This window comes from Bacillus sp. TSO22, assembly GCF_020223595.1.
GTDB lineage: Bacteria > Bacillota > Bacilli > Bacillales > Bacillaceae > Bacillus > Bacillus inaquosorum.
The window spans coordinates 109,023-128,380 of sequence record NZ_JAHAWO010000009.1 but is presented as its reverse complement, the minus strand read 5'-3'; the positions used below and the strand labels follow the sequence as shown (position 1 = coordinate 128,380).

Annotated in this window: 17 protein-coding genes and 7 pseudogenes; 18 read left to right on the top strand and 6 right to left on the bottom strand. The window is 37.3% G+C overall.

Going from position 1 to position 19,358, the window contains the following annotated elements:
- Window positions 1–44: 44 nt before the first annotated feature.
- Complete coding sequence (locus KHQ79_RS09435) at window positions 45–398, bottom strand: winged helix-turn-helix transcriptional regulator (protein ID WP_060398675.1); 354 nt, start codon at window positions 396–398, stop codon at window positions 45–47.
- Window positions 399–553: 155 nt separating this feature from the next.
- Window positions 554–647 (bottom strand): annotated as a pseudogene (locus KHQ79_RS09430) (hypothetical protein); the annotation flags it as partial.
- 58 nt (window positions 648–705) lie between these two features.
- Here KHQ79_RS09430 and KHQ79_RS09425 point away from each other — a divergent pair.
- From KHQ79_RS09425 to catA, 9 genes and pseudogenes are all read left to right on the top strand, one after another.
- Window positions 706–955 (top strand): annotated as a pseudogene (locus tag KHQ79_RS09425) (hypothetical protein).
- A gap of 3 nt (window positions 956–958) precedes the next feature.
- Window positions 959–1,166: pseudogene (locus KHQ79_RS09420) on the top strand (hypothetical protein).
- Between the two features lie 11 nt (window positions 1,167–1,177).
- The gene (locus KHQ79_RS09415) at window positions 1,178–1,309 is read left to right on the top strand and encodes a hypothetical protein (RefSeq protein WP_088110870.1); all 132 of its coding nucleotides are present in this window, start codon (window positions 1,178–1,180) and stop codon (window positions 1,307–1,309) included.
- A 16-nt stretch (window positions 1,310–1,325) separates the two neighbouring features.
- On the top strand, window positions 1,326–1,640 hold the full coding sequence (locus KHQ79_RS22395; RefSeq protein WP_268310930.1) for a hypothetical protein: 315 nt from the start codon (window positions 1,326–1,328) through the stop codon (window positions 1,638–1,640).
- Between the two features lie 85 nt (window positions 1,641–1,725).
- Complete coding sequence (locus KHQ79_RS09410; protein ID WP_148981803.1) at window positions 1,726–2,190, top strand: hypothetical protein; 465 nt, start codon at window positions 1,726–1,728, stop codon at window positions 2,188–2,190.
- A gap of 273 nt (window positions 2,191–2,463) precedes the next feature.
- Window positions 2,464–2,628 carry a hypothetical protein gene (locus KHQ79_RS09405; protein ID WP_088110868.1) on the top strand — a complete coding sequence of 55 codons (165 nt, stop codon included), beginning with the start codon at window positions 2,464–2,466 and terminating at the stop codon, window positions 2,626–2,628.
- Window positions 2,629–2,785: 157 nt separating this feature from the next.
- Window positions 2,786–3,079 (top strand): annotated as a pseudogene (locus KHQ79_RS09400) (YolD-like family protein).
- Window positions 3,072–3,320, top strand: a pseudogene (locus tag KHQ79_RS09395) (Y-family DNA polymerase); the annotation flags it as partial. The pseudogenes KHQ79_RS09400 and KHQ79_RS09395, both read left to right, overlap by 8 nt.
- 210 nt (window positions 3,321–3,530) lie before the next feature.
- Complete coding sequence (gene catA, locus KHQ79_RS09390; RefSeq protein ID WP_019258492.1) at window positions 3,531–4,181, top strand: type A chloramphenicol O-acetyltransferase; 651 nt, start codon at window positions 3,531–3,533, stop codon at window positions 4,179–4,181.
- Here catA and KHQ79_RS09385 read toward each other — a convergent pair.
- Window positions 4,129–4,464 carry a hypothetical protein gene (locus KHQ79_RS09385; RefSeq protein ID WP_225514955.1) on the bottom strand — a complete coding sequence of 112 codons (336 nt, stop codon included), beginning with the start codon at window positions 4,462–4,464 and terminating at the stop codon, window positions 4,129–4,131. The genes catA and KHQ79_RS09385 overlap by 53 nt on opposite strands.
- A gap of 444 nt (window positions 4,465–4,908) precedes the next feature.
- Between KHQ79_RS09385 and KHQ79_RS09380 the strand changes: the two genes are divergently transcribed.
- Complete coding sequence (locus KHQ79_RS09380) at window positions 4,909–5,439, top strand: GNAT family N-acetyltransferase (RefSeq protein WP_225514953.1); 531 nt, start codon at window positions 4,909–4,911, stop codon at window positions 5,437–5,439.
- A gap of 257 nt (window positions 5,440–5,696) precedes the next feature.
- On the opposite strand, the pseudogene KHQ79_RS09375 reads toward KHQ79_RS09380, so the two are convergent.
- Window positions 5,697–5,937: pseudogene (locus KHQ79_RS09375) on the bottom strand (thermonuclease family protein); the annotation flags it as partial.
- A 500-nt stretch (window positions 5,938–6,437) separates the two neighbouring features.
- Between KHQ79_RS09375 and KHQ79_RS09370 the strand changes: the two are divergent.
- Window positions 6,438–7,829: an MFS transporter gene (locus KHQ79_RS09370; RefSeq protein WP_225514951.1), complete on the top strand. Its 1,392-nt coding sequence runs from the start codon at window positions 6,438–6,440 to the stop codon at window positions 7,827–7,829.
- 42 nt (window positions 7,830–7,871) lie between these two features.
- Window positions 7,872–9,473 (top strand): xylan 1,4-beta-xylosidase, encoded by a 1,602-nt coding sequence (gene xynB / locus KHQ79_RS09365; RefSeq protein ID WP_225514950.1) that lies wholly within the window; start codon window positions 7,872–7,874, stop codon window positions 9,471–9,473.
- A 125-nt stretch (window positions 9,474–9,598) separates the two neighbouring features.
- Here xynB and xylR read toward each other — a convergent pair whose 3' ends face one another.
- A complete protein-coding gene (gene xylR / locus KHQ79_RS09360; protein WP_225514948.1) occupies window positions 9,599–10,753 on the bottom strand; it encodes a transcriptional repressor XylR in 1,155 nt (384 codons plus the stop codon).
- A gap of 262 nt (window positions 10,754–11,015) precedes the next feature.
- Between xylR and xylA the strand changes: the two genes are divergently transcribed.
- From xylA to KHQ79_RS09345, 3 genes are all read left to right on the top strand, one after another.
- Window positions 11,016–12,353 (top strand): xylose isomerase, encoded by a 1,338-nt coding sequence (gene xylA, locus KHQ79_RS09355; RefSeq protein ID WP_003238266.1) that lies wholly within the window; start codon window positions 11,016–11,018, stop codon window positions 12,351–12,353.
- A 149-nt stretch (window positions 12,354–12,502) separates the two neighbouring features.
- Entirely contained in the window at window positions 12,503–14,002 is a 1,500-nt protein-coding gene (gene xylB, locus KHQ79_RS09350; protein WP_225514946.1) for a xylulokinase, read from the top strand.
- A 287-nt stretch (window positions 14,003–14,289) separates the two neighbouring features.
- Window positions 14,290–14,988: a glycoside hydrolase family 11 protein gene (locus KHQ79_RS09345; protein ID WP_225514944.1), complete on the top strand. Its 699-nt coding sequence runs from the start codon at window positions 14,290–14,292 to the stop codon at window positions 14,986–14,988.
- Window positions 14,989–15,437: 449 nt separating this feature from the next.
- Here KHQ79_RS09345 and KHQ79_RS09340 read toward each other — a convergent pair whose 3' ends face one another.
- Window positions 15,438–16,073, bottom strand: coding sequence for a thermonuclease family protein (locus tag KHQ79_RS09340; RefSeq protein ID WP_225514942.1), 636 nt, complete (start codon window positions 16,071–16,073; stop codon window positions 15,438–15,440).
- A gap of 472 nt (window positions 16,074–16,545) precedes the next feature.
- Between KHQ79_RS09340 and KHQ79_RS09335 the strand changes: the two genes are divergently transcribed.
- The 3 genes and pseudogenes from KHQ79_RS09335 (at window position 16,546) to dutA (ending at window position 19,301) form a co-directional block, all read left to right on the top strand.
- Window positions 16,546–17,961, top strand: a complete 1,416-nt coding sequence (locus KHQ79_RS09335) for a sugar porter family MFS transporter (protein ID WP_225514941.1) — start codon at window positions 16,546–16,548, stop codon at window positions 17,959–17,961.
- A 415-nt stretch (window positions 17,962–18,376) separates the two neighbouring features.
- Window positions 18,377–18,837 (top strand): annotated as a pseudogene (locus tag KHQ79_RS22325) (DUF2691 family protein).
- 29 nt (window positions 18,838–18,866) lie between these two features.
- On the top strand, window positions 18,867–19,301 hold the full coding sequence (dutA, locus tag KHQ79_RS09325; protein ID WP_225514939.1) for a dUTP diphosphatase: 435 nt from the start codon (window positions 18,867–18,869) through the stop codon (window positions 19,299–19,301).
- Window positions 19,302–19,358: the final 57 nt, after the last annotated feature.

Genomic DNA, 19,358 nt, shown 5'->3' with positions numbered 1-19,358 from the left:
AAGAGATACTTCTTTTGATTTAAACAGGATAGATATGACTACCGCTACACATTCTTTAGAGATGGCAAACGATTTTTCTCTCCCCATTCGCACATCATATTTAACAATGGAACGAGAGAAAGACCACGGTCAGATAATGAATATTCAACTTTTGGAGGTATTTGGGGAAATTCCTTGCGTAAGATAAGGCCCTCCGCCTCCAGCTCTTTTAACATGATGCTTAGCGTTTTAAAGGAAATGGTACCGATACTTCGCTTCAGCTCATTATGCCGCATAACCTTATTTTCAGATAGCCAATATATAATGATCATTTTATATTTACCACTTATTAATGACAACGTATATCCAAAGCCAGTGTCTTTTAGTTCAACGCCAGTCGGAACACAGGTTTTACGCACAAGTAACACTCTCCTTTAAGTAAGTATATGAAATAGGCATCCTTTACAGATTATTATGCAAACTTATTGCTAAGGATGTAAAGTAAAAGGTTGATACATATTAGTCATCTATAATATGTATCAACCTTATTTTTTAAGACTTTTTACGATTTAAGTCTTGATAAGCGGACGTCTGGATACTCCTTGTAATCATAAACGATTGAAGTGTCACCCATTTGTTTCATATTTCTCTTCCGCAAGATCACCCACATAATTTATTCAACATATTCAAGAATACCAAATTCCGTTCGATATAGGGAGGGAAACAATGATTGGATTAGCTTATTTTTATTATCTGGCTTGGAGTGGGATTGTTGACTGGCATTAAGTTTATTTTTGTTGACCAGGACTATGATGAAGAGTTTAAAGAACTGATGGATAAAGAAACATCAGTAGGCATGGAAAGGAATTTGGCCAATCTGTTCTTCAAAAATAAGCTTAATGTATTAGTCTTCTTCATGTTAATCGGTCTGCTGCCATTAATAATTAGGATTACAAAATTATTTAAAAGAGGTTGATTTATGCCTTTACTTCATTACTTTATGTACTGCAGTTTGAAAACAAGGAATACTTCAAAGCATTCATGTTAGATGAGAGCGGTTATTTGACATCCAAAGACATTCACGGCGCTTCTAAAATGCAAACAATGTTAGAGGTCATTGAAGTTGCAAGTGAGCTTAAAACTAAGTGTAATGTGAGGTAAGGGAAACTCAAGTGGTGACACGGTAAGGGGTATTCAGATGTATTGGATTGAATGGAAAGAGAATGATGAATTGAAAAGCATAGTAGCTGAAGGGTTTGTAGAGTGGGCTGCTATACTTGAAGACCTATATCAAAAGCGGTTAGAGCATGTGGAATGGAAGCGGCTTTGAAAAGGGGTGAAATGCCATTAAAAAGTTAGTTTTATTATCCAGCTTTTTCGGAATTGTGCTATCAACGATTGGGCAATTATTTGGAGTCCTAACAGATTTCTTTATTCCAGGTATTGCACGGCTTATAGGGGTTTTAGCTGGTATCCTAGTATTACTTAGCTTGAAGTCAAGAAACATAGAAATGCAGGCATTTATAGTGAACTCAAGTACTGCGTCGTTAGGAATAATGGGTGCAGGAATTTTATATTTTCCGGCTGCGATTGTCAATGTTTTAATTGGATTCAAGCTAAACAAAAAGTTAAAAGAAGAAAACACCAAGGAGCAGATCTGAATAGACTGCTTTTTGTTTAGTGTGACCATGGAAAATTGTAGTATAATAGTAATAAAATAATCATTTTATTCAGAGTGAGGTTTATATGGATTTAAAATTTTACAGGCTGCTTAGAACAAATGAAGTCGAGTTTTTTCAGGTCATACAAAAAGAAACTTCAAACATCTATGGCTATATTTTAATTGTTGATTCAAAAAGAAAAGGAAAGTTGTGTGATAATCCAGTTTTAATTGGTATAGAGGATGAAAATGAATACGAGGGTTCCTCGAACTTTATTCAGGTCATTGCATTCACTGAAGAAAGATATCTTGAAGATTTTACAGCTGATACCTTTTCTTTTATAGATGGTTTGTTAAACATGAAACCAGATTGCCGCTTCTTTATTAAAGAACAGATATATAAATCAAATTCTGAGTTGTTGGACTTTGATTTTCCTTTTGATATGACACCTATTGTGGATTTCATTACACCGTATGTACAAGAGGTAAGCAAAGACATCAATCTTAACAACATTAGCAACCGTGATTTTAATTACCTTTCACAAAAATAATTGACAAAAATTAAGATAAAAGATGACCAAATGGAACAGAGTTTTATTTCCTAGGAGTAGATAGGATATCCATTAAAGAAAGCTTTACTGCTTAATGGATAAAAGGGCAAGCAGAGAAGGTAATGATTGATATAGTTGCTTATTTTCAGGGTTGGTACAGAACCACGAAAAACCATTTGATAATAATGGATAAAATTAAGTTAAAAGTAAGGAAGGAATAAAAATAATTCAGAACTGCTTGGCTTTACTTTATTTTGACAGGGGTCGAGTAAGATGGATAAGAAAAAGGATGAAATTCAAAGAAAATATAGGGAACAAATGAGGGAGAAGACAGAACGAGAAAAAGAAGATGGCAGTTCACATACTTTTGAGATTGTTGTTGTACTAGCCATCATTATCTTGATGTTTTTCTTTAATTCGGTATTCAAGGCTTTTTAGATATAAGCATCCTTTTAAAGTGAAAATTATAAAATTGACCTTCAGGATTTATGAAAGTTTTTCAAACCATTGCCGATAAAATGGCCCAATTCAGCCAAACCCATTCAAGTGAGCCAAATTGCTTAGAGATCAAGGGACAATCAAATGGACATCAATGATGCTACCAGAACACTTAACACAGCTTAAACAAGACTTACTTGATGTATCAAAAATTGAAAAGCCATCCTTAGACGCTCAACAAATTGAAGAGATGGATATTCTTGTTTCTGAAGCACTTGAATTTAATAAAGAACTGGTATTAAAGCTTTTTAACAACGGGTTCGTTGAAAATGTCGCCGGCAGAGTACGTTACATTAACTTTGAGCAACAAAAGCTTCACGTTTAAGATCAGAACGGCAATACAGTCCATATCAACATGAATGACATCATAGGAGTTACATACAATGATTGATTATTCACAATTTCCACGCAAGAATATACTTTGTGTCGATATGAAATCCTTTTATGCTTCTGTTTCGGCTGTAACAATGGGGCTTAATCCCTTAACAAGTTATCTTGCTGTTGTAGGGAATACGGAGAGACAGGAAAGTGAGGTATTAGCATCTCCTGCGCTTAAAAAAGATTTTGGAATCAAAACAGGGTCGAGACTATTTGAGATACTTGAAGATCCAAGAATACACATTGTAAATCCGTAAATGAAGCTTTTCATCAGAATTTGCAAGAAATAAGCAGACCTTAACGGGTCTGTTGAGCAAGATGACAAAGGAGTTTTCCTTCGTTTGCTCCGAAAAGCTGTTACATGTTATTGTAATGGAAGAAAGATGACATGAGGTGTGGATGTTGGTGAAATCAGTGGATCATCCCTCCTAAAATAAAAATTCCATTATTTTAGGAGGCTAAACATGAATTTTCAAAGAATTGAACTTGAGCAATGGCATAGAAAACCTTATTTTGAACATTACATGAAAGCGGGGAAATGTTCATACAGCATAACGGCTAACATCAATGTGACCGGGCTGCTGAACAAACTGCGAGACAAGAAAGTCAAGTTCTATCCTGCTTTTATTTATATGGTGTCGAGAATAGTGAACGCCCACCCTGAATTCAGAACGGCATTTCATGACGGGCAGTTGGGATGTTGGGAACAGATGAATCCGTGCTATACGATTTTTCATCAGGAGGATCAGACCTTTTCCGCCTTATGGTCGGAATATTCACATGATTTTCCACGGTTTTATCAAAACTATGTGAGGGACATCGAGAGGTTTGGAGACAAAAAAGGATTATGGGCAAAAGAGAATATTCCTGCCAACACGTTTTCCGTTTCCTCAATTCCATGGGTTGACTTTACGAGCTTTCATCTGAACCTGGCGAACAGCGACCATTTGCTCCCTATCATAACAAACGGGAAATTCTTTTCAGATGGAAAAGAGACATACTTGCCTGTAGCACTGCAATGTCATCATGCAGTATGTGATGGTTACCATGCAGGTGTTTTTATCAATGAATTGCAAAAACTGACTGATTCATGCAGGGAATGGCTTGTGCAGTGAAATCGTGTGATAAAAAAAGAGGCCTGATATAGGCCTCTTTCAGCTTGTTGACAAAGTCACAAAAAGTGGCTCCATCGACAAGCTTTTTTAACTCCTCTAAATCTGGATACATAACATTATCTTTAAGTACAGAAAAAGTTTGGAAAACTGTGCGTTTATCTATAGAGTCGATATATAAAGCTTTTAAATAATTAAACTCAGCAATCAAAACATCATCATTAAAGGCTCTAGCTTTTTCGATTCCTTTTTTGTAAAGAATCAAGGCTTTGTTAATATCCTTCATCTTGAAGTAAATCTGTGTCAATGTAAATAACGTGTGAGGGAGAAGGTCGCTTTTATCTTTTTCGTACCATCTTTGTCATACTCTTTCATACTATAATAACAGTTCTCTAAATTATATAATGATGCACCAATTAGTTTCTGCTTGTTTATGGACTTCGAATCGTTTAAGGCTCTTTGAAGAAGCGGAACTGCAACAAATGCACATTGTATGCGGCGAACGGAGTAAGTTTTTTGGTCTTTATAAATGTTTAGCTGCTTCAGCATAGTGCATTGATACATGGGTTTGTTTCATGTGATAATAAACTTCAGCTGGGTTGATCGGAAGAGTTTATTATCAGATTTGACAGGGGTAATCCAGAGGTCAAATAATGTGATATAACTATTCATTAGGGAAGTGCCTATTATAGAATAAAGTAAACTAACAAAAAGAACAGGAGACTAAAAAATGGAATTTTTCATTAGACAAGAACTCACTCATGAATATAATACGACTGAAGACATTGTTAAAAGAGCTTTTTTAAATGAAAAATATAGCAACAAAAAAGAGCATTTCCTTGTAAATAGGATTAGAAAATCAGATGCATTTATTCCTGAGCTTTCATTAGTTGCTTTAAATGGAAAAGAGATCGTCGGGCATATTCTTTTATCTAAAATAAAAATCGTGGATGGTGATAATTCTGTTGATTCCTTAGCGCTTGCTCCGGTTTCTGTTGCGCCTGAGTATCAGAGAAAAGGAATCGGGAGTCAATTAATTCATGTTGCTTTAAAAAAAGCAAAAGAGCTTAGTTATCGTTCAGCCATTGTTTTAGGGCATAAAGATTATTATCCAAAGTTTGGTTTTAAGCCAGCTAGTTTATGGAATATCAAAGCCCCATTTGAGGTGCCTGACGAAGTATTTATGGCTTTAGAGTTATCAAAGGATTCTCTCGAAAATGTAAAAGGTGTCGTTCATTATTCAAAAGCTTTTTCAGTGTAAAATCTAGATGGTTGTTTAAAGAGGCTATCCCCGAAAATCTTACTGAGTGTCTTTTTGGTTTAAAGAATAAAAGAAAGCCGCAAGCTTTCAATTATCTTTCACAGGCAAAGTTGTCATGATCTCTGTCCATTTAAGGTTGGTAAGCAGGGTGGGAACTAGGTACTCCATTCGGGTTTCACTCAAAGCAATTTGCAAACGTTTCTGTTTTTCTAGTTAACGCTGCGGTAGAAGTATTACTCAATTTTTAAAGTTGCAGGCATATAAGCTACTCTGGCCAATCCGTCTTTCAAAAGTGTTTCATGAACAGACTTGCCATCAACATACCTAAGCTAACAGCCTTCCATACTGATCTCTGCAATCACCTGTATCAAACTCTAATTGAAGCTTACCGCTTTTAACCAATTCTTTATTTCGTTTAGAAGCATTTTCGTCACATGGTTACATAGGAGATCTGTTTTTTAGCTTTTGGAGTGTTTACAGTAAGTAGCGAACTGTATCAAAAAAGGACCCAGCGTCATTAATTGATACGCGACATTTCTTAAATAGTTGAAAACTGAATATACAAAAAGAAGATAAAACCAATATTTATCTCAGATCAGGTTAAATTTTCTGAAAAAAACGTTGAAAAAGCCGACAGTATTTTATAATATTAACTCAAGTTAGTTTGTTTGATCAACAAACTAATGAGCCGAACTTTAATTGTCCATAAGATATGGTTCTTGCTATATATGGATGGAAGGGGGATAAGAGGATCGATTTAATGGAGCTAAACAATATAAAGAACGAAAGAATGAGGTTTTTATCCTTTGCCGGGTATAGAAAAAAGATGAATTTCCTGCTTGCTGATCACCATTTAGATGATGAAAATGCTCTGGAAAAGTAGATCACTATAATTTTTTTGTGCTCTTTTGAAAGCGCTTTATAAAACGTTTACTGCCCATAAATTATTATACCATTTCATACTGTTCCTTATTAAAGGATCGAAAAGGGGAGAAATCATGCTCAGTGAAAATGTAAAGAAGATTAGCATGGTTGAAAAAGTTGGATATGCGTCTGGAGATTTTGCGTGTAATTTAATTTATGCAACGGTGTCTACTTATCTTTTGTTCTTCTATACAGATGTATTTGGTTTATCGGCGTCAACAGCCGGTACGATGTTCTTAGTGGTTAGAATAATTGACGCTCTCGCCGATCCTTTTATTGGAACAATAGTAGACAGAACGAATAGCAGATTTGGACGCTTTAGACCGTATCTTTTATTCGGAGCGTTTCCATTTGCAGTACTGGCAATACTTTGTTTTACAACCCCAGGTTTTTCGGATATGGGGAAATTAATATATGCCTATATGACCTATGTTGGCTTGTCGCTTACATACACAGCGATAAACGTTCCGTATGGCGCGTTAACTTCTGCCATGACTAGAAATAATCAAGAAGTGGTTAGTATAACATCTGTTCGTATGTTATTTGCGAATCTTGGGGGACTTGTCGTTGCATTTTTTGTTCCTTTACTGGCTGCTTATTTAAGCGATACTTCCGGCAATGAATCTCTTGGCTGGCAGCTAACCATGGGTATTTTGGGAATAATAGGCGGATGCCTGTTAATCTTTTGTTTTAAAAGTACAAAAGAGCGTGTCGCTCTTCAAAAGTCTGAAGAGAAAATTAAATTATCGGATATATTTGAGCAGTTTCGTGTTAATCGTCCGCTTGTTGTATTGAGCATTTTCTTTATTATTATTTTTGGTGTGAATTCAATCAGCAATTCGGTTGGCATCTATTACGTGACGTATAACTTAGGAAGAGAGGATTTAGTGAAGTGGTACGGATTGATAGGAAGTTTGCCTGCTTTGGTTATTTTACCGTTTATTCCAAGGCTTCATCAATTATTGGGGAAGAAGAAATTACTTAACTATGCGTTATTACTGAATATTATCGGCCTCTTAGCTTTGCTGTTTGTTCCTTCAAGTCATATATACCTCATTCTCTTCTTTCGATTAATTGCTGCTGCTGGAAGTCTCACTGCCGGGGGATATATGTGGGCGCTCATCCCTGAAACAATAGAATATGGAGAATATAGGACTGGGAAAAGAATGGGCGGGCTCATATATGCTGTTATTGGATTTTTCTTTAAGTTTGGCATGGCCTTGGGAGGGATTGTACCAGGGCTGGTTCTAGATAAATTTGGATATATGGCAAATCAGGCACAAACTCCCGAGGCATTAACGGGAATTTTAATTACAGCAACCGTTATTCCCGCGATTTTGCTTGTTTTAGCCATGATCGATATTAATTTCTATAACTTAGATGAGAAAAAATATAAAAACATGGTTCGAGAATTAGAGAATAGAGACAAAGTTTATTTGGATCATATTGATGATTTCAAGGCTTGAAAAATGATGAGTCAAAAGAAAATAGCTGAGGGGGAGTTCCAAATGAAGATTATCAATCCAGTGCTTAAAGGATTCAATCCCGATCCAAGTATTTGCAGGGTAGGAGAGGACTATTATATCGCTGTATCTACATTTGAGTGGTTTCCAGGAGTCCAGATACACCATTCAAAGGATTTAGTAAATTGGCACTTAGTTGCACATCCATTACAGAGAGTTTCACAATTAGACATGAAAGGAAACCCTAATTCAGGCGGGGTTTGGGCGCCATGTTTAAGTTATAGCGACGGAAAGTTTTGGCTGGTCTATACGGATGTTAAGGTAGTAGACGGGGCGTGGAAAGATTGTCACAATTATTTAGTGACTTGTGAGACGATTCATGGCGACTGGGGGGAGCCGATTACATTAAATAGCTCGGGGTTTGATGCCTCTTTATTCCATGATACAGATGGAAAAAAATATTTATTAAATATGTTATGGGATCAGCGTGTTGATCGGCACTCATTCGGAGGAATTGTCATACAGGAATATTCTGATAAGGAGCAAAAATTAATTGGTAAACCGAAAGTTATATTTAAAGGAACGGATAGAAAGCTGACTGAAGCTCCGCACCTTTATCATATCGGGAACTATTATTATTTATTAACCGCAGAAGGAGGAACACGGTTCGAACACGCTGCTACAATTGCCCGTTCTGCAAATATTGAGGGTCCATATGAAGTTCATCCCGATAATCCAATCTTAACGTCATGGCATGATCCAGAAAATCCGCTGCAAAAATGCGGGCATGCATCCATTGTTCAAACACATACAGGTGAGTGGTATTTAGCTCATTTAACGGGACGTCCTATTCATCCGGACGATGATTCAATTTTTCAGCAGAGAGGATATTGTCCTTTGGGGAGAGAAACAGCTATTCAAAAACTTTATTGGAAAGATGAATGGCCTTATGTAGCAGGCGGAAAAGAAGGGAGCTTGGATGTAGAAGCGCCTTCTATACCCGAAACAGCGTTTGAAGCAACGTACCCGGAAGTTGATGAATTCGAGGACTCAAAATTAAATATTAACTTTCAAACTTTAAGGATTCCGTTTACAAATGAATTAGGTTCATTGACTCAAGTGCCAAATCATTTACGATTATACGGCCATGAATCATTAACCTCGACATTTACTCAGGCATTTGTAGCCAGACGTTGGCAAAGTCTCCATTTTGAAGCGGAAACCGCTGTTGCATTTTATCCGGAAAATTTTCAACAAGCCGCTGGATTGGTGAACTATTACAATACAGAGAACTGGACGGCTCTTCAAATCACACATGATGAAGAACTTGGCCGTATTCTTGAATTAACAATATGTGATAACTTTTCTTTTTCACAGCCATTAAAAAATAAAATTGTTATTCCTCGGGAGGTTAAGTATGTATATTTAAAAGTAAATATTGAAAGAGAAAACTATACTTATTTCTATTCTTTTCACAAAGAAGATTGGCAAAAAATTGACATTTTATTAGAAACGAAAAAATTATCAGATGATTACATCCGTGGAGGAGGATTCTTCACAGGAGCCTTTGTAGGGATGCAATGCCAAGATACCAGCGGTAATCATATTCCGGCCGACTTTAGATATTTTCGTTATAAAGAAAAATAATGTGCATATGAAAAAGGAGACTTCTATTTTAGAACTCCTTTTTCATAGTAGAAGACGCCCTGTACTCCTATTCAGCATTAAAGATGAGCGTAAAACATAAAGATTTGTGCATTTTTAATTATAAATTACATTGTAGCCATATCCAGAAAATGGTCAATAACAATGGAGGACATCCCTAACGCTGGTGCGTTTTTTCCTAAGAAAGATGGTAATAATTCATAGCTGCTGCCTAATTGGGAATAAACCCTGGCTGACACTTCACTTTTAATTGAATTTAAAACCATAGGATGCGATTCAATTATGCTGTTTCTTAAAATAATGGCTTGTGGATTGAATGTATTTAGAATATTGGTAAGGCCTATTCCTAAATAGAATCCAAAATTCTGTAACGCATTTAAAGTTCCAATATCATTCAGATGGGCGAGTTCTATGATATCTTGAGTGGATACTTTTTTCTCTTTCGTCTGAAGAGATGTTAATAAAGCCTTCTCTGAAGCATACAATTCCCAGCAGCCTCGGTTTCCGCAACTGCATTTAGGGCCATTAAAGTCTATTGTCATATGTCCCATTTCTCCAGAGAATCCGCTTACTCCTCTATATAAATGATTGTTGATAATAATACCGATCCCTATCCCTGTATTGATACTTGCATAAATAATGTTATCGTGATTTTTTGCAGCACCGAATACTTTTTCTCCATATGCGCCGGCATTTGCCTCATTTTCAATAAAAACAGGCACATTGAACTTCTCTTGTATGAAAGGTTTTAAGTCAATATTTCTCCAGTTGGAGTTCGGAGTGAAAACAATTTTTTGATTTTCATCAATTAGCCCAGGCACGCATATCCCTATACCAATAAGACCGTACGGAGATTCTGGCATATGCGTAATAAAGTGATGAATCATGTCAATTAAAATGTCTTTCGTTATTTCTGGAGAATTGCATTCCAAATGGTGGTGTTGATCAAGCACAATTGACCCTTCAAGGTCTGTTAAAATGCCATTAATATAATCCACACCTACATCTACTCCCACAGAGTATCCCGCCTTTTTATTAAAAACAAGCATGACAGGTCTTCTTCCGCCACTTGATTGTCCCTGACCTATTTCAAATACAAGATTTTCTTTCATTAATGTGTTTACCTGTGATGAAACAGTTGATTTATTTAATCCAGTCTTTTCAGATAATTTCGCTCTTGAAATGGGTGAGTTCTTAAGTATTTCTTTTAATAGTAACTTTTGATTTACTTTTTTGACAAAGGTTTGATCTGCGATATCCACTTCATCCACTCCATTTGTATAACCTTTAAATTAAGTTGAAATTTTTGTGTGTTCAATTTGACACATACTACATAGCGAATCTTACCTTTATTATATCGAATGTGTTCATAAAAAACTAAAAAAATATTGAAAATACTGATGGGGTTATATAAGATGAAAATAAGTTAGTTTGTTCGGACAACAAACTAATATACGACTTACTTATAAATGTGCCTGAATTTGAATTATCATGTTTTGAATTTATTTTTAAGGGGGACATAACATGGCTCACTCTCATTCTAGTTCAGTTAACTTTTTTGGAAGCGTAAACAAAGTGGTTTACGAAGGGAAAAATTCCACTAATCCTTTAGCATTTAAATATTATAATTCTCAAGAAGTAATCGGCGGAAAAACAATGAAAGAGCATCTGCGATTTTCTATTGCTTATTGGCATACATTTACCGCTGATGGCACAGACGTTTTTGGAGCAGCTACGATGCAAAGACCTTGGGATCAGTATAAAGGCATGGATTTAGCGAAAGCGAGAGTAGAAGCAGCATTTGAGATGTTTGAAAAACTGGATGCACCATTTTTTGCTTTTCATGACCGGGATATTGCACCAGAAGGTAGTACGCTAAAAGAGACAAACCAAAATTTAGATATTATCGTGAGCCTGATGAAAGATTACATGAGAACTAGCAATGTTAAGCTATTATGGAATACTGCAAACATGTTTACGAACCCTCGTTTCGTCCATGGTGCCGCGACTTCTTGCAATGCAGATGTGTTTGCGTATGCTGCAGCACAAGTGAAAAAAGGATTAGAAACAGCAAAAGAGCTTGGCGCCGAGAATTATGTATTTTGGGGCGGCCGTGAAGGGTACGAAACATTGTTAAATACCGATTTGAAATTTGAACTTGATAATTTGGCCAGATTCATGCATATGGCAGTGGATTATGCGAAAGAAATCGGGTATACAGGGCAGTTTTTGATAGAACCAAAACCAAAAGAGCCGACCACGCATCAATATGATACAGATGCCGCAACAACCATTGCCTTTTTGAAGCAATATGGCTTAGATCATCATTTTAAATTAAATCTCGAAGCCAATCATGCCACATTAGCCGGGCATACATTCGAGCATGAATTACGCATGGCAAGAGTACATGGACTTCTTGGCTCTGTTGACGCGAACCAGGGTGATCCTCTTTTAGGCTGGGACACCGATGAATTTCCGACAGATTTATATTCTGCGACATTAGCAATGTACGAAATCCTGCAAAATGGCGGCCTTGGAAGCGGCGGATTAAACTTTGACGCGAAGGTCAGAAGATCTTCTTTTGAGCCTGATGATCTAATATATTCCCATATTGCAGGGATGGATGCATTTGCAAGAGGATTGAAAGTCGCCCACAAATTGGTCGAAGATCGTGTGTTTGAAGATGTGATTAAACATCGTTATCGCAGCTTTACTGAAGGGATTGGTCTCGAAATTGCAGAAGGAAGAGCCAATTTCAAGATGCTTGAGCAATATGCGCTCAACAATAAATCAATGAAAAACGAGTCTGGAAGACAGGAGCGATTAAAAGCGATATTGAACCAATACATTTTAGAAGTATAACAGGATAAGCTCCAGATCCTGCTATAGATACCAAGTCAACGATCTACCCGTCATGATGCCTTTACTTTTGCTTATTGTTATGACGGGTAATTTCTACAATTGGGATTTATTTAGAGTGAATGGTTTTTTAAAGGTTAAGGAGTGAAAAAATGAAGTATGTCATTGGAATAGATATTGGAACAAGTGCTGTTAAAACCATTTTAGTCAATCAAAACGGCAAGGTTTGTGCAGAAACGTCCAAAAGTTATCCGCTCATTCAAGAGAAGGCGGGATATAGTGAGCAAAATCCTGAAGACTGGGTGCAGCAAACAATTAATGCATTGGCTGAATTGGTTTCTAAATCCAACGTTCAAGCCAAGGATATTGACGGGATAAGCTATTCGGGACAAATGCATGGATTAGTACTGCTTGACAAAGATCGGCAGGTGTTACGCCATGCAATCCTTTGGAATGATACCAGAACGACGCTTCAATGTATCAGGATGACCGAGACATTTGGCGATCATCTGCTTGACATCACAAAAAACCGTGTTCTAGAAGGGTTTACATTACCTAAAATGTTATGGGTGAAGGAACATGAACCTGAACTTTTTAAAAAAATTGCTGTTTTTTTGCTTCCGAAAGACTATGTGAGATTCCGTATGACTGGTGTCATTCACACCGAATACTCCGATGCAGCAGGCACTTTACTTTTACATATGACCCGCAAGGAGTGGAGCGATGAGATTTGCAATCAATTTGGTATTTCTACAGGTATTTGTCCTCCGCTGATTGAATCTCATGATTGTGTAGGATCGCTGCTTCCGAACGTTGCGGCGAAGACCGGGTTGTTAGAAAAAACAAAAGTGTACGCTGGGGGAGCAGATAATGCTTGCGGTGCTATTGGGGCCGGTATTCTTTCTTCTGGAAAAACATTATGCAGTATTGGGACGTCCGGGGTCATACTTTCTTACGAAGAAGGCAAAGAAAGAGACTTTAAAGGGAAAGTGCACTTTTTTAATCATGGAAAAGAGGATTCTTTTTATACGATGGGAGTCACGCTCGCTGCAGGATACAGCTTAGACTGGTTTAAAAAAACGTTTGCACCAAACGAATCGTTTGAGCAATTATTGCAGGGGATAGAATCTATTCCGATAGGATCAAACGGACTGCTATTCACTCCTTATTTGGTTGGTGAAAGAACGCCGCATGCTGATTCTTCTATTCGGGGAAGCTTGATCGGAATGGATGGAGCCCACAAAAGAGAGCACTTTTTGAGGGCGATAATGGAAGGGATCACATTCTCTTTACATGAATCAATTGAGTTATTCCGCGAAGTAGGGAAATCAGTTCATACTGTTGTTTCTATTGGCGGGGGAGCTAAAAATGAAACGTGGCTGCAAATGCAAGCTGATATTTTCAATGCGAGGGTGATCAAGTTAGAAAATGAACAAGGTCCAGCCTTGGGGGCTGCGATGCTAGCTGCCTTTGGAAGTGGGTGGTTTGAATCCCTTGAAGAATGTGCAGAGAAGTTCATTCGTGAGGCTGCTGCATTTTATCCAAATGAACAAAATGTTCAAAAATACAAAACACTATTCGATTTGTATAAAAAAATTTACACTCACACAAAGGATCTAAATACAGCTTTAAAGAGCTTTCGAAAAAACTAATGATAAATGACGTAAGAACAATTAACGGCTAATCATCATCAAAGCCCTTTGATGACTCACTACAGATGCATCATTGGGTTTATATATCTGGTAACCAAATTAAAAGCGGCATCAAAAAATCAGTTGCTCCATTCTATTTCCCATCAAAAACATAAAGCTATTACATGATAAACGAAACTTTTTATTAGGTTAGCAGGAACAATAATATAACTGCCTTGTGAAAGGTGGTGAGTAAACAAAACATTACGGTACCTAAATACAATCTAATCAAACTGGAGGCATACCAAATGAAACAAAAAAGAATGAAGTTTTTGTTAGCAGTTTTATTTAGTCTAGCGCTGACATTACCTGCATGGTCCGCACAGGCGGCAACTACAATCACCTCAAATCAAACCGGCTCCCACGATGGCTATGATTATGAACTGTGGAAGGATCACGGGAACACCAGTATGACGCTCAATAGCGGCGGCGCGTTTAGTGCCCAGTGGAATAACATCGGGAATGCGTTATTTCGAACAGGCAAGAAATTCGACTCTACCAAGACTCACTCACAACTTGGAAACATATCAATTCATTATAACGCAACCTTCAATCCAGGCGGAAATTCCTATCTGTGTGTGTATGGATGGACGAAGGACCCGCTCGTTGAATATTACATCGTCGATAATTGGGGCACCTATAGACCGACCGGAACGCCGAAGGGTAGTTTTACTGTTGATGGAGGCACATATGACATTTATGAAACGATTCGAATTAACCAGCCTTCTATTATAGGTATCGCAACCTTTAAACAGTATTGGAGTGTCCGCCAGACAAAACGAACGAGCGGAACTGTATCTGTCAGCGAACACTTCAAGAAGTGGGAAAGCTTAGGAATGCCAATGGGTAAGATGTATGAAACCGCGCTTACGGTAGAGGGATATCAAAGTAATGGCAGTGCTAATGTAACGACTAATGTACTGACTATTGGAGGAAAAAGAAATTAATCCTTTTAAGTTTTGATTCGTGTTTCAGTCCGAATTCTTGATTTACGATAAAACCGAAAGTAAGTTTCATACAAAAATATCCCCTCACCTTAACGTGAAGGGTGCTTTTTTATTATCTAAATAGCTGTTTTTACGTTAGTCAACAAGATTCATGTTTAAAAAGCAGGATTAACTCTAACTATTAGGAATATACAGATCTCTGGCATTACTTACACAGCAGAAAATTTAACAGGCATAGTTGTCATGATCTCTGTCTGTTTTAGCTTGGTAAGCAGAATGGAAACTAGACAAGCCAGAGCTTTTTTTCTAATTCAATTTGCAAACGCTTCTGTTCCTCCAGTTGACGCTGCAGCATAAGAGGTTTTATTTTCATTTGCATTAGAAGTTTCACTCAATTCTTTAAAAGTTGCATTCTGCTTTGTTGTTGCTTATTCAACCGCAGGGTCTTTCTATTTCACACAGCCATTAAATCCTCTATTAGTCACATATCCATTCCTGCTCCAGATTGAACGTTTTTCTGATTTTGCCTCTTGCTCATCTAGTCTGAATTGGTCTATGTATTTGGTGTTTGGCTCATATACATATGCTACTCTGGCCAACCCTTCTTTCAATAATGTCTCTTGAACAGATTTGCCGTCAACATAAACGTAAGCTAACAGTCTTCCATACTTATCTCTTCGATCGCCTTTATCGAACTCCAGCTGCAGCTCACCGCTGTTGACCAATTCTTTATTTCGTTTTGACGCATCTTCACCGTACGGCTGAACACAAGAATTCGGTTTCTTCGTCTCAGGTGTATCAACGAGCAAGTAGCGAACTGTGTCTTTCTTTCCATTGTAAATAACCTTAATCGTATCTCCATCCACTGCTCTATCTAATGTAACATCCGCTAATTTCTTATGTTTTTTTGAATATGATGTGCCAGCCTTTTGTTCTTGCTGTTTATCAACATTAGATGGAGTACCTTGAGAGACCTGTTCTTTTTCATTCGTTTTTGAATGGCTTTTTTCTGCGTGATTTGATTCACAGGCTGCCAAATTCATGCTTAAAACCAATGTGATAATACTCATTAAAACTTTCTTCATTTTGATTCCTTCTTTAGCAAGTAAGTTCTTGTATGCTTTTCTTTTAATCGGTTAACTTCATCATTATAACGATATGGACATTTTTTGTGAATGGATATAACCATAACTTCATGGGAGCTTCATACAATGAATTTACAAACGGTAAAATATGAACTTGCCAATAAAATAACCAAAACATATCCTCGAAAAGATAAAAACAAATAATTCTGAAAATTTTATTGACTTAAAACCCTTTTGGAATTATGATAATATCAGAAATGACAATAAAGTGACAAAAACATCACTACAACATAACAATTAAGGGTTTGTGTGTTTTTTTGGTGAAAATTGAAAGCGATTACAAATGCAGAGTCGGAAATCTAAGATAGACATGATTTTCAAACGATCTTACTTTTAGTTAAAATTCTATATCCTTGTTTCAATAGCCATACCGAAAGGAAATTATTAAGTATTCTTAATAAAGGCAGGGGAAATGGATATGAATGAACATCAAAATCGCAGATTGAAATTAATTATGATTTCAGCAACATTTGGAGGGCTTCTCTTTGGATATGACACCGGAGTTATAAATGGAGCTTTACCTTTTATGGCGAGAGCAGATCAGCTTCATTTAACACCGGTTACAGAAGGGCTTGTGACAAGTATTCTTTTATTAGGTGCGGCGTTTGGAGCGTTGTTATGCGGCAGATTAGCTGATCGCTATGGCCGCCGGAAAATGATCCTTCATCTTTCTTTTTTATTCTTCCTGGCATCTCTCGGAACAGCATTAGCCCCTAATGTTTCAATCATGGCGATCTTTCGTTTTTTGCTCGGGCTGGCTGTTGGTGGAGCTTCAGCGATGGTTCCGGCCTTTTTGGCAGAAATGGCACCGCATGAGAAGAGAGGACGTATGGTAACCCAAAATGAGCTAATGATTGTCGGCGGGCAATTTTTAGCATATGTTTTTAATGCGATCCTTGGCGTTACAATGGCAAATACCGGACATGTTTGGAGATACATGCTTGCCCTTTGTGCCGTTCCGGCTATCATGTTATTTGCCAGTATGCTCAAGGTGCCAGAAAGCCCGAGATGGCTAACCTCCAAAGGGAAAAAAAGTGAGGCGCTGCGTGTTCTTAAAGAAATTCGAGAAGATAAGCGTGCAGAAGCTGAATTTAGAGAAATTCAAGCAGCGGTAGAAAAAGATACAGAACTAGAGAAGGCATCACTCAAGGACTTTTCTACACCATGGCTGCGCCGTCTTTTACTGATTGGAATCGGTGTTGCCATAGTGAATCAAATTACAGGTGTTAACTCGATTATGTATTATGGCACTCAAATCCTTAAAGAATCTGGTTTTGGTACAAAAGCGGCTTTAATCGCTAATATTGGGAATGGGCTGATATCAGTCATAGCAGTTATATTTGGGATTTGGCTGGTCGGAAAAGTGAGCCGGCGCCCAATATTATTGATTGGTTTGGCGGGAACGACTACAGCACTTTTATTCATTGCAATATTCTCAATAGTGCTTGATGGATCTGAAGCACTCCCTTATGTTGTACTTTCCTTGACCGTTTTATTTCTTGCCTTTATGCAAGGGTGCGTAGGCCCTGTGACTTGGCTGGTCATTGCGGAAATATTCCCTCAAAGATTAAGAGGGCTTGGTTCTGGAATAAGTGTTTTTTTTCTGTGGATATTAAACTTTATGATCGGTTTTGCTTTTCCGATTTTGCTTAGCTCTGCAGGTTTGTCTTTTACATTCTTTATATTCGTCGCTTTGGGTGTATTGGCAATCGGTTTTGTGTACAAATGCATGCCGGAAACAAAGGGGCGTACACTTGAAGAACTAGAAGAGCATTTTCGTTCTCGACACGTTAAAGATACCCCTGAAAAGTCAGTTATTGAGGTGTAATTATTTATAATAAAATCATTGAACTGAAAGAGTACTCCCACTACGCAAGTATATAGCAAAGCAAATTATACAACCAATCGTTTTGTAAAAGACAGTCAGATTATTTTGGCTGTCTTTCTTGTGTTGTATAAATAAAAAATAAATGGAGTCGGCCGGTCTAAAAACTTTGCCTGACTCTTGTGACAGTAGCTTTCAGAGAAGTTAAACGTAGTGCTTGAATGGGCGGAGAACAGCAAAACCTTTCAATAATCATTTTTGATAGGGAAGTGATAAAATAATGAGGCTGATTAAATTAGAAAAACTAATTAAAATTTGTAAAGTAAGTGAGTTATAAGAAAGAAGAGCGGTATCAAATGGCAGTCGATTCTTGTTACGCTAACCTAACAGTTGAGTATGATTTTAGAGAGGGGTTTATATGAAAAGGGGAGTTAGTTTTCAAATACCGAATGAATATGGAAATGTCCTATGGAGAATACTGCAACCGTTTGAAATCACTCATTATATGTGGAAAATGAGGGGAGAAACTTATTTTGTAACAGATGGGAGCTAGATGATCAGGAATTCTTCAAAGACAACTCAGTTGTTGAAGGGGCAGTCTTTGCGAATCACTTAAAAACCAATCAGTACTATACCATTTTCGTTGAATTGCAAGCATATCCATTTGGACAAGCGGTTAATCTAGTCCAGACATACGAAGAGTTTGTTGACAGTGATTGCGAACTTGTCCTATTGTTGGCAGATAGCAGCTATGTTTCGATATACTGTAAAGACAGAAATGTCATTGAAAAGCTTTTCATTAATGCTCTAAAGAACGATTCTGAAGAGGTTCAACTTATAACTGATGACAATGACACAAGAACAGGCCTTACCATATAATAATTCTATAATTAAAGGGAGTAATACATATGACAATGCAAATTAAAATCAAATATCTAGATGAAACACAAACAAGAATCAGCAAAATTGAGCAAGGAGATTGGATTGATCTTCGGGCTGCCGAAGGTGTAACAATGAAAAAAGATGAATTTAAACTTGTCCCATTAGGTGTAGCAATGGAGTTGCCTGAGGGTTACGAAGCACATGTCGTTCCCCGTTCAAGTACATATAAGAATTTTGGCGTTATTCAAACAAACTCAATGGGGGTAATTGATGAGTCATACAAGGGAGACAACGATTTTTGGTTCTTTCCTGCTTACGCATTACGTGATACAGAAATTAAAAAGGGAGACCGTATCTGTCAATTTAGGATTATGAAAAAAATGCCGGCACTTGAATTAATTGAAGTTGAGCGTTTAGGGAATGAAGATAGAGGCGGGCACGGTTCTACGGGAACGAAGTAAATAATAAAACCTTGGCTGCCTTCATGTTGTGTAATTGACCTTATGGAGGTTACAGCC